13 protein-coding genes are annotated in these 13,217 nt (G+C 63.2%); 7 read left to right on the top strand and 6 right to left on the bottom strand.

Annotated elements, in window-relative coordinates:
* Positions 1-24 precede the first annotated feature (24 nt).
* From WC704_RS01235 to lptG, 6 genes are all read left to right on the top strand, one after another.
* Positions 25-930: an SDR family oxidoreductase gene (locus tag WC704_RS01235; RefSeq protein ID WP_372888174.1), complete on the top strand. Its 906-nt coding sequence runs from the start codon at positions 25-27 to the stop codon at positions 928-930.
* 61 nt (positions 931-991) lie between these two features.
* Positions 992-1,234, top strand: a complete 243-nt coding sequence (locus WC704_RS01230; RefSeq protein ID WP_372888173.1) for an acyl carrier protein — start codon at positions 992-994, stop codon at positions 1,232-1,234.
* Between the two features lie 4 nt (positions 1,235-1,238).
* Positions 1,239-2,501, top strand: a complete 1,263-nt coding sequence (locus WC704_RS01225; protein WP_372888172.1) for an aminotransferase class I/II-fold pyridoxal phosphate-dependent enzyme — start codon at positions 1,239-1,241, stop codon at positions 2,499-2,501.
* Between the two features lie 50 nt (positions 2,502-2,551).
* Complete coding sequence (locus WC704_RS01220; protein WP_372888171.1) at positions 2,552-4,507, top strand: ATP-binding protein; 1,956 nt, start codon at positions 2,552-2,554, stop codon at positions 4,505-4,507.
* 90 nt (positions 4,508-4,597) lie between these two features.
* Positions 4,598-5,809 (top strand): LPS export ABC transporter permease LptF, encoded by a 1,212-nt coding sequence (lptF, locus tag WC704_RS01215; protein ID WP_372888170.1) that lies wholly within the window; start codon positions 4,598-4,600, stop codon positions 5,807-5,809.
* Complete coding sequence (gene lptG / locus WC704_RS01210) at positions 5,806-6,903, top strand: LPS export ABC transporter permease LptG (RefSeq protein WP_372888169.1); 1,098 nt, start codon at positions 5,806-5,808, stop codon at positions 6,901-6,903. Before lptF ends, lptG begins: the two co-directional genes overlap by 4 nt.
* A 116-nt stretch (positions 6,904-7,019) precedes the next feature.
* Here the strand turns inward: lptG and WC704_RS01205 are convergent, their stop codons facing one another.
* The gene (locus WC704_RS01205) at positions 7,020-8,120 is read right to left on the bottom strand and encodes a fatty acid desaturase (RefSeq protein WP_372888168.1); all 1,101 of its coding nucleotides are present in this window, start codon (positions 8,118-8,120) and stop codon (positions 7,020-7,022) included.
* A gap of 122 nt (positions 8,121-8,242) precedes the next feature.
* Between WC704_RS01205 and WC704_RS01200 the strand changes: the two genes are divergently transcribed.
* Positions 8,243-9,400 carry an N-acetyltransferase gene (locus WC704_RS01200; RefSeq protein ID WP_372888167.1) on the top strand — a complete coding sequence of 386 codons (1,158 nt, stop codon included), beginning with the start codon at positions 8,243-8,245 and terminating at the stop codon, positions 9,398-9,400.
* Positions 9,401-9,450: 50 nt separating this feature from the next.
* On the opposite strand, the gene WC704_RS01195 is transcribed toward WC704_RS01200, so the two are convergent.
* From WC704_RS01195 to WC704_RS01175, 5 genes are all read right to left on the bottom strand, one after another.
* A complete protein-coding gene (locus WC704_RS01195; RefSeq protein ID WP_372888166.1) occupies positions 9,451-9,702 on the bottom strand; it encodes a hypothetical protein in 252 nt (83 codons plus the stop codon).
* 186 nt (positions 9,703-9,888) lie between these two features.
* Positions 9,889-10,761: a transporter gene (locus tag WC704_RS01190; RefSeq protein WP_372888165.1), complete on the bottom strand. Its 873-nt coding sequence runs from the start codon at positions 10,759-10,761 to the stop codon at positions 9,889-9,891.
* Positions 10,733-11,503 (bottom strand): exodeoxyribonuclease III, encoded by a 771-nt coding sequence (xth, locus tag WC704_RS01185; RefSeq protein WP_372888164.1) that lies wholly within the window; start codon positions 11,501-11,503, stop codon positions 10,733-10,735. Before xth ends, WC704_RS01190 begins: the two co-directional genes overlap by 29 nt.
* A gap of 30 nt (positions 11,504-11,533) precedes the next feature.
* Entirely contained in the window at positions 11,534-11,875 is a 342-nt protein-coding gene (gene erpA, locus WC704_RS01180) for an iron-sulfur cluster insertion protein ErpA (RefSeq protein ID WP_372888163.1), read from the bottom strand.
* Positions 11,876-11,915: 40 nt separating this feature from the next.
* Complete coding sequence (locus tag WC704_RS01175) at positions 11,916-13,109, bottom strand: M23 family metallopeptidase (protein ID WP_372888162.1); 1,194 nt, start codon at positions 13,107-13,109, stop codon at positions 11,916-11,918.
* Between the last annotated feature and the right edge of the window lie 108 nt (positions 13,110-13,217).

Below are 13,217 nucleotides of genomic sequence, written 5' to 3'. Positions count from 1 at the left end.
GGAAGGACCTGGAGGACAAATGCTGTGACCATCCTCGCCACCACCGGCGGCACCGGCTTTGTCGGATCGCGCCTGATCGATCTTGCGCTCGCCGCCGGGCATGACGTGCGCGCGCTCACCCGTCGCCCGCAGCCCGCGCGGGCAGGCGTGGTGTGGATCGAGGGTGCACTCGATACGCCCGACGCGCTCGACCGGCTGGTGACGGGCGCGGACGCCGTGATCCACGTCGCGGGTGTCGTCAACGCGCCTGATCGCTCTGGATTCGTCGCTGGGAACATCACCGGCACGCAAGCCGTCGTGGATGCCGCCGAGCGCGCCAGGGTTCGCCGTTTCGTCCACGTCTCCTCGCTCGCCGCGCGCGAGCCGAGCCTGTCGATCTATGGCTGGTCCAAATATGAGGCCGAACAGGTCGTCGCCAAGTCCAGCCTCGATTGGGCGATGGTGCGGCCACCCGCCATCTATGGCCCCGGCGACATGGAAATGCGCGACCTGTTCCGCATGGCCAAAATGGGGATCGCGCTGCTCCCTCCGGCGGGCCGCGTATCGGTGATCGAGGTCGGCGATGTCGCCGCCTTGCTGCTCGCGCTTGCGGAGGCAGGCCCGGCACACAAAATCTACGAGCCGGACGATGGCCGCGCGGGCGGGTGGACCCACGGCGACCTGATCCGCGCGATCGGCGTTGCGGTTGGCCACAAAGTGCTGCCGGTCGCACTGCCCAAGGCGATCCTGTCGCTTGCCGCCCATGTCGACCAGATGTTCCGCGGGAAGGGCGCAAAGCTGACCGCCGACCGCGTCGGCTATCTCTGCCATCCGGACTGGACCGCCTCCCCCGCCAAGCGCCCCGATCCGGCGATGTGGGTGCCGCAGATGCCGACCCCGCAAGGCCTTGCCGCAACGGCGGCATGGTATCGCGCGAACGGCTTGTTATAGGCTTGCTATAAAGCCGCCGCATTTTGGCGGCACAGCCGACACATCACTTCAAGGACCGAGCATGAGCGACCGTCAGGCCATTTACGATACCGTTACCGCGCAGATCGAACCCTTCAACAAGAAGGGCGTCACGCTGAGCGATACGACGACGTTCCAGGGCGATCTCGAATGGGACAGCCTGACCGTGATGGATTTCGTCGCAGCGATCGAGGATGAATTCGACATCATCATCACCATGAACATGCAGGCGGAAATCGAAAGCGTCGGCCAATTGGTCGATGCCGTCGCGAAGCTGAAGGGTTGATCCGATGAGCGATGCCGGCCTAGCCCCCGAAAGCCTTCCCGCCGATCCCGCCACGATCGCACCCGAGCGCGACTTGATGTCGAAATTCGATGCGCTGATCGCCGAGCGTCAGGCGCTGATCGACACCGGCGTGACCGACCCCTTCGCGATCGTGATGGAGCAGGTGAAATCCCCGACCGAAGCCGTCATCGCAGGGCGCGACACCATCCTGCTCGGCACCTACAATTATATGGGGATGACCTTCGATCCTGACGTGATCGCCGCGGGGCACGCCGCACTCGACCAGTTTGGCTCCGGCACCAATGGCAGCCGGATGCTCAACGGCACCTTCCGCGACCATATCGAGGTCGAGGATGCGCTGCGCGATTTCTACGGCGTGTCGGGCGCGATCGTGTTTTCGACCGGATACATGGCCAATCTCGGCATGATCTCGACGCTCGCCGGCAAAGGCGAATATGTCATCCTCGACGCCGACAGCCATGCCTCGATCTATGATGGCTGCCAGCAGGGCAATGCCGAGATCGTGCGCTTCCGCCACAACAGCGTCGAGGATCTCGACAAGCGGCTCGGTCGCCTGCCCAAGGAGCCGGGCAAGCTCGTCGTGCTGGAGGGCGTCTATTCGATGCTCGGTGACATCGCGCCGCTGAAGGAAATGGTCGCCGTCGCCAAGAAGCACGGGGCAATGGTGCTGAGCGACGAAGCGCATTCGATGGGCTTTTACGGCCCCAACGGGCGCGGCGTGTATGAGGGGCAAGGCTGCGAAGGCGATGTCGATTTCGTCGTCGGCACCTTCTCCAAATCGGTCGGCACCGTCGGTGGTTTCTGCATTTCTAACCATCCGAAGTTCGAGGCGATCCGCCTCGCCTGCCGCCCCTATATCTTCACCGCCTCGCTGCCGCCGTCGGTCGTCGCCACCGCCGCCACCTCGATCCGCAAGCTGAAGCACGCCCACAAAAAGCGCCAGCAATTGTGGGAGAATGCCCGGTCGCTGCATGGCGGGTTGAAGGCGCTTGGCTTCAAGCTCGGCACCGAGACGCCCGACAGCGCGATCATCGCGATCATCCTGAACGATCAGGAACAGGCGGTGGCGATGTGGCAGGCGCTGCTCGATGGCGGGCTTTACGTCAATATGGCGCGGCCACCAGCGACGCCTGCTGGCACCTATCTGCTGCGCTGCTCGCTCTGCGCCGAACATACGCCCGAACAAATCGCCACGGTGTTGACGATGTTCGCCGCCGCAGGGCGTGCCACTGGTGCGATCGGCTGACCACCGTTCGCCGCCTGTTCAACAATGCTCCCTTGGGCTAAATCGCTGACATGAGCGGGACAGTGGCCGAGGCAACAGAAGCGGACCCGTCTGGCGAAGCCTGGCGTACCGTCACCCTGGTCGTGGTGGCGGTGTTGGGCGCATTGGTGCTGGTCGCGCTCAATCTGACGCTTGCCGAGGCGAACCGTCAGCGTGATCGCGCGCTGGCATTGCAGACGCACAGTTATGAGGTGATGATCCTCTCGGCCAATTTGGCCGGGACGATGGCGCATGCCGAAGCGGCGCTTGGCCGCTATGTCATCAGCGCCGATACCACGCTTGGCCAGGCCTATTCGGCCGATTGGCAATTGGCCGGGCAACAATTGGCGCGGCTCGACCAGATCACGCACGACAATCGCGAACAGCAGGTGCTGCTCAAGCAGTTGCGCCAAGCCTTTGAAGCGCGGCGCGAGGAGCTGTCATTGACCGCGCGCAGCACGCTCTATGGCAAAAACGCCCAGGCGCTCGCATTGTTCTACAAGACCCGCGAATCGCCATCGCTGACCAGGATCGACCTGTTGCTCGACCGGATCGGGACTCAGGAACGCACGTTGCTCGCCCGTCGCACCGGCGACGCGATGCGTTCGGTCGCGCGATCGAGCGGCATTGCCAGCGCCTTGTCGGTGTTCGGCGTGCTGCTGGTGCTGGGGGCGATTGCGCTCGGCTGGCTGACGGTGACCGCGCTTGGCCAACGCGCAACCGCCCGCGCCGAGGCCGAGGCCGAGCGCGATCGCGCCGTCGAGCTGGAAGCCGCGGTCGCCCGCGCCTCCGCCGTGCTGTTGGCGCAGGAAAGCAAGTTGCGTCAGGTCCAGAAGATGGAAGCGGTCGGTCAATTGACCGGCGGCATCGCGCATGACTTCAACAACATGCTGGCGGTGGTTCTGGGCGGTCTCGAACTGGCCAAGCGGCAGATTAACGGCGATCCTGCCGCCGCGCGCCGCCACATCGACAATGCCGCCGATGGCGCCAACCGCGCCGCCGCGCTGACCCGGCAGTTACTCGCCTTCTCGCGCGAGGAGGCGTTGCGCTCGGAACCGATCGAGCCGGTCGCCCTGGTCAAGGGCATGTCCGACTTGCTCGACCGCACGCTTGGCGACGGTATCGAGGTTACAGTCCATGCAGCGGACGACGCTGCCTGGCTGGTGCGGTCGGATCGGCACCAGCTTGAAAACGCCGTACTGAACCTTGCCGTCAACGCCCGCGACGCGATGAACGGGCGTGGCCAGTTGACCATTACCGCTGCCGCCGAGACGCTGGCCGAGGGTGCGGTGGGCACGTGCCGCGCTGGGGAATATGTCGCGCTCAGCGTCGCCGACACCGGCTGCGGCATGACGCCCGAATTACTGGAGCGCGTGTTCGAACCTTTCTTTACCACCAAGCCCGCCGGCAAGGGCACTGGTCTCGGCCTCAGCCAGGTGTTCGCCTTCGTGCGGCAGGCCGAGGGCGAGGTGGGGCTTCGCTCGGAGGTCGGGCGGGGCACCACGGTTACGATCTACCTACCGCGCTACGCGGACGGCCCCGTCGTTGAGCCGCATTCCGAAAGTGCTGCGATCGATCTGCCCGATACCCCCGCGCTCGACATCCTTGTCGTGGAAGACGATCCACGCGTCCTGACCGCGACGATCGGCGCCTTGCACGAACTCGGGCACCGGCCCGTCGCCTGCAGCGATCCACTGGCGGCACCGGCTGCGCTCGATCAGCTCGCCCATGTCGATTTGCTGATGTCCGACGTGTTGATGCCGGGGCAAACCGGCCCCGAAATGGTCGCCGCACTCCTCCATCGTCATACCGACATGGCGGTGCTGTTCGTCACCGGTTACGCCGGCGAAGCGGGCGGCGAGGTTGAATTTGGCGGGCACCACGTCCTGCGCAAGCCCTTCACGCTGGCCGGGCTCGAACGCGCGATTGCCGCGGCGCTCGAAGCGCGGTCGATGCGCGCGGCACCCGCCCCTGTTGCCGCCGCGTGATTTCGTAGCTGACGGACGGCTCGCGCGCCGATATAGCCGCGTGATGCGGGTTCCCCTTCCCCTCCGGCCAGAGGCCAGCTTCCTACCATCATGAAATCCATCGATCGCTACATGGCCCGATTGATCGCGGTGCCGCTGTTCTCGACACTGGTCATCTTCGCGATGCTGCTGGTGCTCGACCGCATGTTGCGCCTGTTCGATTTCGTGGCGACCGAGGGCGGCCCGGTCAGCGTGGTATGGCGGATGCTGGCCAATTTGCTGCCCGAATATTTCGGGCTGGGCATTCCGGTCGGGCTGTTGCTCGGCACGCTGCTCGCCTTCCGCAAGCTCGCCACATCGTCCGAACTCGACGTGATGCGCGCGGTCGGCATGAGCTATCCGCGGATGCTGCGCGTGCCCTATATGTATGCGATCACGCTTGGGCTGCTCAACTTTGCCATTGTCGGCTTCGTGCAGCCCGACGCCCGTTATAATTACGAAAAGCTGCGCTTCGAACTGCGGACCGGCGCGCTCGGCGCTTCGATCAAAGTCGGCGAATTTACCCATTTCGGCAATGGCATGACGCTGCGAATCGAACAGAGCCACGACAATGGTCGCAAGCTTTCCGGCATCTTTCTGCGCCGCGATGATGGCAAGGGCGGTTCGATCGCCGTTACCGCCGCCAGCGGGCAGTTCTTCGCGATCGACAATCCCGACGAGATCATCTTCCGGCTGAGCGACGGCACGCTGATCCGCAGCGAAGCAGGTGTTGCCTCGCCGCGCGTGCTGCGTTTCACCGCGTTCAGCTTGCCGATTTCGCTGCCCAAGACCGAAAGCTTCCGCATCCGCGGTGGCGAAAATCTCGAGCGCACTCTGCCCGAATTGGTCAAGGTCGGCACCGACTACGGTGCCACCAAGGAAGAACGCGACACCAGTCGCGCCGCCTTCAACTTCCGCACCGCCGAAGTGCTGTCGATTCTGGTGCTGCCATTGCTGGCACTCGCGCTCGGTATCCCGCCGAAGCGCTCGACCTCGGCGCTCGGCGTCTTCCTCGCAATCATCATGATCGTCGCCTATCACAAGGTGAACGAATATGCCCAGGCGGTGGGGGGCCTCGGCAAGATCGATCCGGTGCTGGCAATCTGGATCCCGTTTGCGGTGTTTACCGGCCTGACGCTGTGGATGTTTTACACCATCGCCTTCGTGCCCGGCGGGCAGCCGATCGGCGCACTGGAGCGTGTGTTCTCGAAGCTCGGCAAGGCGATTGGCAAATTGATGCCCGGCAGACGTGACGCCGCCCGCTTGCAGGAAGCTGCGGCATGACTGCGCTCGACCTTTTCCCCTCGCGCACCGTTGCGCTCTATATGGGCAAGATGTTCCTGACGCGCACGTTCGCTGTGCTGATGATGCTGGTGTTGGTGTTGCAGGCGCTCGATCTGCTGACCGAATCGGGCCACATCCTGGCCCATGCCGAGAACGGCCAGCCCGAGATCCTGCGCTATCTTTCGCTGCGAATCCCCGAAATCATCGCACAATTCCTGCCCTTCTCGGTGTTGCTTGGCACGATCATCACGCTGTCGACGCTCAACCAGAATAGCGAAGTCATCGCGCTGAAAGGGTCCGGCATGTCGGCGCATCAGGTGCTGGCACCGCTGTTGATTGCCAGCCTTGGCGTCGCCTTCATCTCCTTCACCTTTAACGATCGTATCGTCAGCCGCGCGACCGCCACGCTCGATCAATGGCAGAAGGTCGAATATGGACCGGTTCCGGTCGACCGGGGCGACCGCACCAACGTGTGGGTACGCGATGGCGATGATTTGCTGCAAGTCGATCAGGTCCGGGGGCGCGGCGATGCAACGCGGCTGTCGGGCATTACGCTGTTCGATCGCACCGGTGGCAATCTCGTCGGCATCATCACTGCCAAGGCAGGGGTGCGGGTCGCAGACGGTTGGAAAGTCGGCCCGGCGACACGCTTTGACGTTGCGAGCGGCAAATTGGTCCATGTCGGGACCGTGGTGATTGGCCGCGATGTGCGGCCCGACCAATTTGCGCTGTCGAACATCGACGCCAATGGACTGTCCTTCGGTGCCCTGCGCGATGCGATCGCCGACCTCAAGGCGGGTGGTCGCCCGACCAAGGCCTTGGAAGGGGCCATGTGGCACAAGCTGGCGGGGCCACTCTCATCGGTGCTGATGCCGTTGCTGGGCGCCGTTGCCGCCTTCGGTCTGGCGCGGTCGGGCAAGCTGTTCATCCGCGCGGTGATCGGGATGATGCTTGGATTTCTCTATTTCGTTGCCGACAATTTCGCGCTGGCGATGGGCAATCTGGGGGCCTACCCCCCTTTCCTCGCGGCCTGGGCACCCTTCCTGCTGTTCTTCATGATCGGCGAAGCGGTGCTGATCCGCACCGAGGAATAGCGGCGCATGGCGCTGGGTTGGAGCGTCGCACTCTTCGCCGTCGCGGCTTGCTCATCCGCGGCCTCTGCCTTGCAACCTTGCAAGGGCCGCCGATAAAGTGATGAGCCTGCGCGGACTTAAGCGCGGCGTCCCATCGTACTGCGGACCAGCCGCGCGACGAGCCCCGGCAGCCCCGCATAATTCGCCTTGTGATAGGGCGAATCTGCATCGAGCGCCGCCACCAGCCGACGGTGCGCCTCGGCCAGGCCATGATAGGGCACACCCGGCAGCAAATGGTGCAGCGCGTGGAATCGCAAACCAACCGGTGCCCACAAAAGCGGCAGCGTCGCGGGCGGCGGTACGTTGACCGAATCGAGATATTGCGCGGTGACGGTCATCACTTCCCCGTCATTGTCCCACAAATGCGCGACCAGAGTGCGAATCTGGTTGAGCACATAGACGCCCGAGGTGACCGCCAACACGATCGCAAATTTGCCTAGCGGGAACACGCCGCTTGCAACCAGCGCAACCAATGTGATCGCCCAGACGCTGCACGCCGCCTCCAGCCAACGCCATTGCACCGCCGCCGACCCCTCCGGAAGGCGCCGCCGGAAGGACGGGTTGATCGAAAGCGAGGAATAACGCTCGATCAACACCCGGCGCATCCCCGGTACGACCAGCGACAACGGCGTCAGCACGGCATAGCGCACCAGCAACGCAACCGGCGCGAGAAGCGAGGTCAGGATGAAAATCGGCAACGTCCACGGCTTCATCGATGCCAGCGGTAGATATTCAGGATCGTCGATCGTGCCATAGCGCGTGCGCGCGTGGTGCAGATTGTGAACGCCTTCATACATGAACGAGGGCACCAGCAACGGCACGCCGGCAATCACATTCCAGCCGAAACGAAAACCGGGCAACGCGCTGTGCCGGATATGCGTCACCTCGTGGATGAAGCTGCCCGCGCGGTACAAGGCCAGTACCGCGACCACGCCTGCCGCGATGATCCATCCAACCGACCCGACGCTCAGCGCGACCGCAAGTGCGCCATATCCGATGCTCGCGGAAACCAGCAGGTCGGTCCAATAAATCGCCGGGTTGGGCGCATTCAGATCGCGGGTCAGTTCGGCTGCGGTCCGCAGCATCGCCTTGTCGTCGGGGATGGTCGACAACCGCACGCGCGGCGAAAGCGCGGCGGACGCACCGCCATGACGATCAAGGGAAAGCGAACTGTTCATGGGATTGGCCATTGGCGGAAGATAGTGGCTAGATGGTGGCAACAACAGGGGACACGCGCCGCGCTTGACAGCGGCGACCCCACGCGAGACTGCTCGCTCGCTTTCCTTGAGGTGACCTGCCCGTGGCCAATGCTCCGCTTTCCATTCGCCCGATCGACAGCAAGGCCGATCGCAAGCGTTTCGTCGATTTACCGTTCCGCCTCTATGCCAACGACCCCAATTGGGTTCCCCCATTGAAGGGGGAGGCGCTCGGCCTCATCACCCCCGCCAAAAATGGCTGGTTCAGCCATGCCAAGGCACAATTGTTCCTGGCCGAACGCGACGGCAAGGTGGTCGGGCGGGTTTCCGCGCATATCGATACGCTGGCGCTGGCGATGAACCCCTCCAAGGGCTTCGGCCCCGGTTGCGGGCAGTTCGGCCTGCTCGACGCCGAGGATGCAACCACGGCGCAGGCGTTGATCAACGCCGCCGAGGGGTGGCTGCGCAATCAGGGGATGAACCGTGTGCTGGGGCCGATCAGCATGTCGGTGTGGGAAGAGCCGGGCCTGTTGGTCGAAGGGTTCGACCACCCGCCGACGATTATGATGGGCCATGCCAAGCCCGAATATCGCGGCTGGATCGAGGCGGCGGGCTATACCAAGGTTAAGGAATTGCTGACCTATGAGCTCGACATCACAAAGGATTTCCCGCCGTTGCTGCAACGGATCATCGCCTCGGGCGAAAAGAACCCGCGCATCCGCATCCGCAACGTCGACAAGAATAAATTCGAAGAAGAAGCCGACATCATCCTGACCATCCTCAACGACGCATGGTCGGATAACTGGGGCTTTGTGCCGTTGACCGCGCCCGAGATAAAAGATGTCGGCGTGAAACTGAAGCCAATCGTCTTCAACGACCTCATCCGCATCGCCGAACTGGATGGCAAACCGGTTGCGTTCATGATTACCCTGCCCGACCTCAACGAAGCGATCATGCCGCTCCGGGGCAATTTGTTCCCCTTCGGTTGGGCAAAGCTGCTGCTGTGGTTGCGTCGTCCGCGCGTCAGAACGATGCGCGTCCCGCTAATGGGGGTGTTGAAAGAGCTGCAATCGTCTCGCCTGGCGAGCCAGCTCGCTTTCATGATGATCGAATATATCAAGCGCGCATCGGTCGCCAATTATGGTGCGACGCGCGGCGAAATTGGCTGGATTCTCGACGACAATCAAGGAATGCGGTCCATCGCCGAGGCGATTAATTGCACGATCAACAAGCGCTACTGGATCTACGAAAAGACGCTGTAGTGCGGTGAAGCGGTGCTGCCGGGGTTCGCAGCACCGCTCATTTCTCGCACCTATTTGGCGAGCGGATCGTATCCCTCGTCGGCAATCCACTGCTGACGGGTCTTGCAGGTTTTGTGACCTATGCGCGAGCCGGTCAGTTGATCGATCACGCAATATTTGGTGGCGGATTTACCATCTACCGCCTGCTGGGCAGATCCGGCAGGCTGGCTTTCGGTCGCAACGGGCTTGGCGTCGCGCGCCACCACGGGCGTTGCGGTAAGGGTCAGCAAGCTGCTTGCGGCAATCAGGAAAAAATGGGTCATCGGGTCGGTCCTCCGCTTGGTTTGCGGGTTCCGGTGGTCGGCCCGCCACCGTGTTAGTGCATTACTCATGCCAAACACTTAAATATAATAATTTCAATATCTTAATGAAATTATTGAACCGGAAGTGAATAGGATTTTCTGCGAAATGTCAGGATAGAACGCTATTCGATAGCACCAACCCCAGGATCAAAATCGCTGCGAAACGCCGACATAGAGCTCAACATCGGGGGCGGCGCGATTGAGCCCCGCCACCGCACCGGCATCGAATTGCAGCGTATCCTTTGCTCGCCAGGCAAGCGAACCGGAGGCAAGCGCTTGCGTCGTCTTGCCCGCCGGATCCTCGTCCCGCAGCACTTCGGCTTCAAAGGTTGCGGACAATGTCCTGGCGATCTTGATGTCCAGCCCCGCGATTTCGGAATAGGCGATGTGTCGCCCCATTCCATCGCCATCGACCGCCGCATCCACCTCGGTCGTCGCCGCAAGATTGAGTGCTTTGGTCACATCGAAAGTTACCGGCGCGATGATGCCGCCGCCCCAATTGCCGGCACCCAGCGGCACGCGCGCGACGGGAATCGTCACGAACGGTTGAACGGCAATGGACAAGCCGGCGCCATCTGGATGCAGCAGATTGGCCTTGAAGCCGATCGTCGCGTCACCGACTCCCTTTGCGGTAGCCACACTTTGCGACGCCTTGTCGCGCGTCCGAACATGGGCGTAGGGCGTCCACCCGAATTGCGCCTCGACACTGTCGGTCAAGCCAATGCGAACCGCCGTATCGCCGCCCAATAGCGCATCGGTGCGCCGATCGGGCTGATTGTCGAGCGTCCAGTCGGTTAGTGCCACTTCCACCGACACATGCTTGGGCGCAATGGTGCACGGCGTAATTCCCAAGCCAGGACGCGTCGGGCAGTAATCACGCTCTTCGGCATGGAGTGGGGACGCGGTGGCCATCAGCAAGGCCACCCCCCACCAATAACGTTGCAGCACCTCGATGTCTCCCGGCGTCAGGCACGCGATCGGGCGCCCGCCGCTACCGCAGTTGAACCCAGGTCGGCGCATGGTCGCTGGCTTTTTCCCGCCCGCGATACGCCTTGTCGACCCCGGCATCGATCAGCCGGTCCGCGGCGACCGGACTCAGCAGCAGATGGTCGATGCGGAAACCGGCATCGCGCTGCCATGCCCCTGCCTGATAATCCCAGAATGTCCACACCCCGCCGCCCGGATGGCGGGTACGCAGCGCATCGGTCCAGCCCTGGGCGAGGAGCGCGCGGAAGCCCGCACGACTCTCGGGTTGCATCAATGCATCATCCTGCATCGCGCGCACCGAATAGGTATCGTCGTCATTGGGAATGACGTTGTAATCGCCCGCGAGCACCACCGGCGTTTCCTCCGCCAGCAATGCCTTCGCGCGCGCCGCCAGCCGATCAATCCAGCGCAGTTTATAGTCGAATTTGGGGCCCGGCTGCGGGTTGCCATTGGGCAAATAGAGCGATGCGACCGTCACGCCACCCACTTCGGTTTCGAGATAGCGGCTGTGATCGTCCTCGGTCTCGCCCGCCAGGCCGCGCTGGCGCTCGACCGGGTCTTGCCCCTTCGCCAGCACCGCCACGCCGTTCCAGCTCTTTTGTCCATGCCACACCGCGCCATATCCGGCGGCACGGATATCGGCCTCGGGAAAGGTTTCATCACTTGTCTTGAGTTCTTGCAGGCACACCACGTCAGGCTGCTGCTCGGCGAGATATTCCAACAGGCGCGGCAAGCGCGCCTTGATGCCATTGATATTGTAGGTAACGATCTTCACGCGGCGAGGCCCCTTTGTCCGGGGCGGACGTTACACCGAGAAGCTGGAACCGCAACCGCAACCCGACGCAGCGTTGGGGTTGGTCACCTTGAAGGCCGCGCCGCCAAGTTCCTCGACATAGTCGACCGCCGAACCGCGCACGAGATCAAGGCTGACCGAATCGACCACCAGCCGAACCTCGCCCTGCTCGGCAACGGCATCATCAGCCTCGATCGAATCGGCAAACCCAAATCGATATTGAAAGCCCGAACAGCCCCCGCCATCGACCGAAAGCCTCAGGATAGCAGGCTTGCCCTGTTTCGCCGCAATCGTCGCGACACGCGCGGCAGCGGAAGGGGTCAATACGATTTCAGGAGCAAGGATTGCGGACATGAGCGAGAGATAGGAGGTCGCAGCCCGATCGGCAACCGGATCAGTCCGCCGCAGCCGGCCCACCCACCGCGACCGGGATCGCCTGGATCGATCGATCCTGCGCTGCCAGCAGGTAATCCGCTGTTTGCAGGAAGGGCACCGGGTTCACCGCGTGGCCATCGATACGCACTTCATAATGCAGATGCGGCCCGGTCGAGCGCCCGGTCGAACCCATCAGCGCGATCAACTGCCCACGATGCACGCGGGTGCCCGCCTCGACGAGGATCTTGGAGAGGTGGCCGTAGCGGGTCTGAATGCCCTTGCCATGATCGAGTTCGACCAGATTGCCATAGCCGCCCGAGCGTTCGGCACGGTCAACCGTGCCATCGGCGGTGGCATAAACGGGCGTACCCACGGGTCCCGGAATATCGACCCCGGCGTGCATCGCGGCGACGCCGCGGAACGGGTCGGAGCGAATGCCGTAATTGCTGGTGAAGGCAAGACGCTCAACCGGCTGCGCCGACGGAATTGCGATCACGCCATGTTCGAGCGTATCGAGCTTCTTCCAGGTCATGAACAGCGAGCGAAATTGCGTGTCGGCGCGCAAATCGGCTTCGGCTACCGCGCTGTCGGCCGCTTCGAACGGGCCCCCCATTGCGGGCTGGCGCTGCATCAACCGCTCGGGAGCAAGACCAAGGCTGCGGACATGCGCAATGGCGCGGGCGAAGCGCTGCTCCGCAACACGGCGCGCCTGCACGACGACGGCGAGTTGCTGTTGCTCGACCTTCTTGAGCGGCGCGACCACATCGGCGGCGAGGGCATCGGCCTTGGCGTCGATCGTCGGCGTCGGCTTTGACAGGGCCGCGACATCGCCCTTGCCGGATACGACCGCGACCAGCAGCGCCTGACGCTGCTCCACGCGCGCGGCGTGCGCCTGCGCAGCGGCCTTGATCGTCGCAACATCGGCCTGCATCTTGCTGACACGCAACTGCATCTGGGCGACCTTGGCTTCCGGCGATAGCGGCGCACCGACGATTCCCGTCATCGCCACAGCGCCCACCGCCGCCTGCGCCACGCCATAAGCGGAGAAGCACAGGGTGACCCCCGCGACGCCTGCCATCATTGCCTGCGCGCGCGCGCCAAGGCTGAAACGTTGCAGATCGCGCCCGTCATGGAAGATGAAATCACGGGTCTTGAAATAGGTCTTTAGGCGCGAAACCAGCCGCACGCCCGACGCAATCGAAATTGAGTTCATGTGACCCCGGCGACCTTTTATGCGAATGCCGGAAAACACCAGCGCCCGCCCCTCTATCGCCCGCATACAGCCCCCCTGTATCCGGACGGGCAGTGTGTGCGGGAGTTT

The sequence above is a fragment of the Sphingomonas sp. genome (assembly GCF_041661885.1).
In the GTDB taxonomy this organism is placed as follows: Bacteria; Pseudomonadota; Alphaproteobacteria; order Sphingomonadales; family Sphingomonadaceae; genus Sphingomonas.
The sequence above is the reverse complement of the archived record's forward strand: the minus strand, read 5'-3'. Positions and strand labels throughout refer to the sequence as shown.

Excerpts from the sequence above, each read along its gene's own strand:
- WC704_RS01230 (WP_372888173.1), top strand. The coding sequence starts at position 992 with ATGAGCGACCGTCAGGCCATTTACGATACCGTTACCGCGCAGATCGAA.
- WC704_RS01225 (WP_372888172.1), top strand. The coding sequence starts at position 1,239 with ATGAGCGATGCCGGCCTAGCCCCCGAAAGCCTTCCCGCCGATCCCGCC.
- WC704_RS01220 (WP_372888171.1), top strand. The coding sequence starts at position 2,552 with ATGAGCGGGACAGTGGCCGAGGCAACAGAAGCGGACCCGTCTGGCGAA.
- lptF (WP_372888170.1), top strand. The coding sequence starts at position 4,598 with ATGAAATCCATCGATCGCTACATGGCCCGATTGATCGCGGTGCCGCTG.
- lptG (WP_372888169.1), top strand. The coding sequence starts at position 5,806 with ATGACTGCGCTCGACCTTTTCCCCTCGCGCACCGTTGCGCTCTATATG.
- WC704_RS01205 (WP_372888168.1), bottom strand. The coding sequence starts at position 8,120 with ATGAACAGTTCGCTTTCCCTTGATCGTCATGGCGGTGCGTCCGCCGCG.
- WC704_RS01195 (WP_372888166.1), bottom strand. The coding sequence starts at position 9,702 with ATGACCCATTTTTTCCTGATTGCCGCAAGCAGCTTGCTGACCCTTACC.
- WC704_RS01190 (WP_372888165.1), bottom strand. The coding sequence starts at position 10,761 with ATGCGCCGACCTGGGTTCAACTGCGGTAGCGGCGGGCGCCCGATCGCG.
- erpA (WP_372888163.1), bottom strand. The coding sequence starts at position 11,875 with ATGTCCGCAATCCTTGCTCCTGAAATCGTATTGACCCCTTCCGCTGCC.
- WC704_RS01175 (WP_372888162.1), bottom strand. The coding sequence starts at position 13,109 with ATGAACTCAATTTCGATTGCGTCGGGCGTGCGGCTGGTTTCGCGCCTA.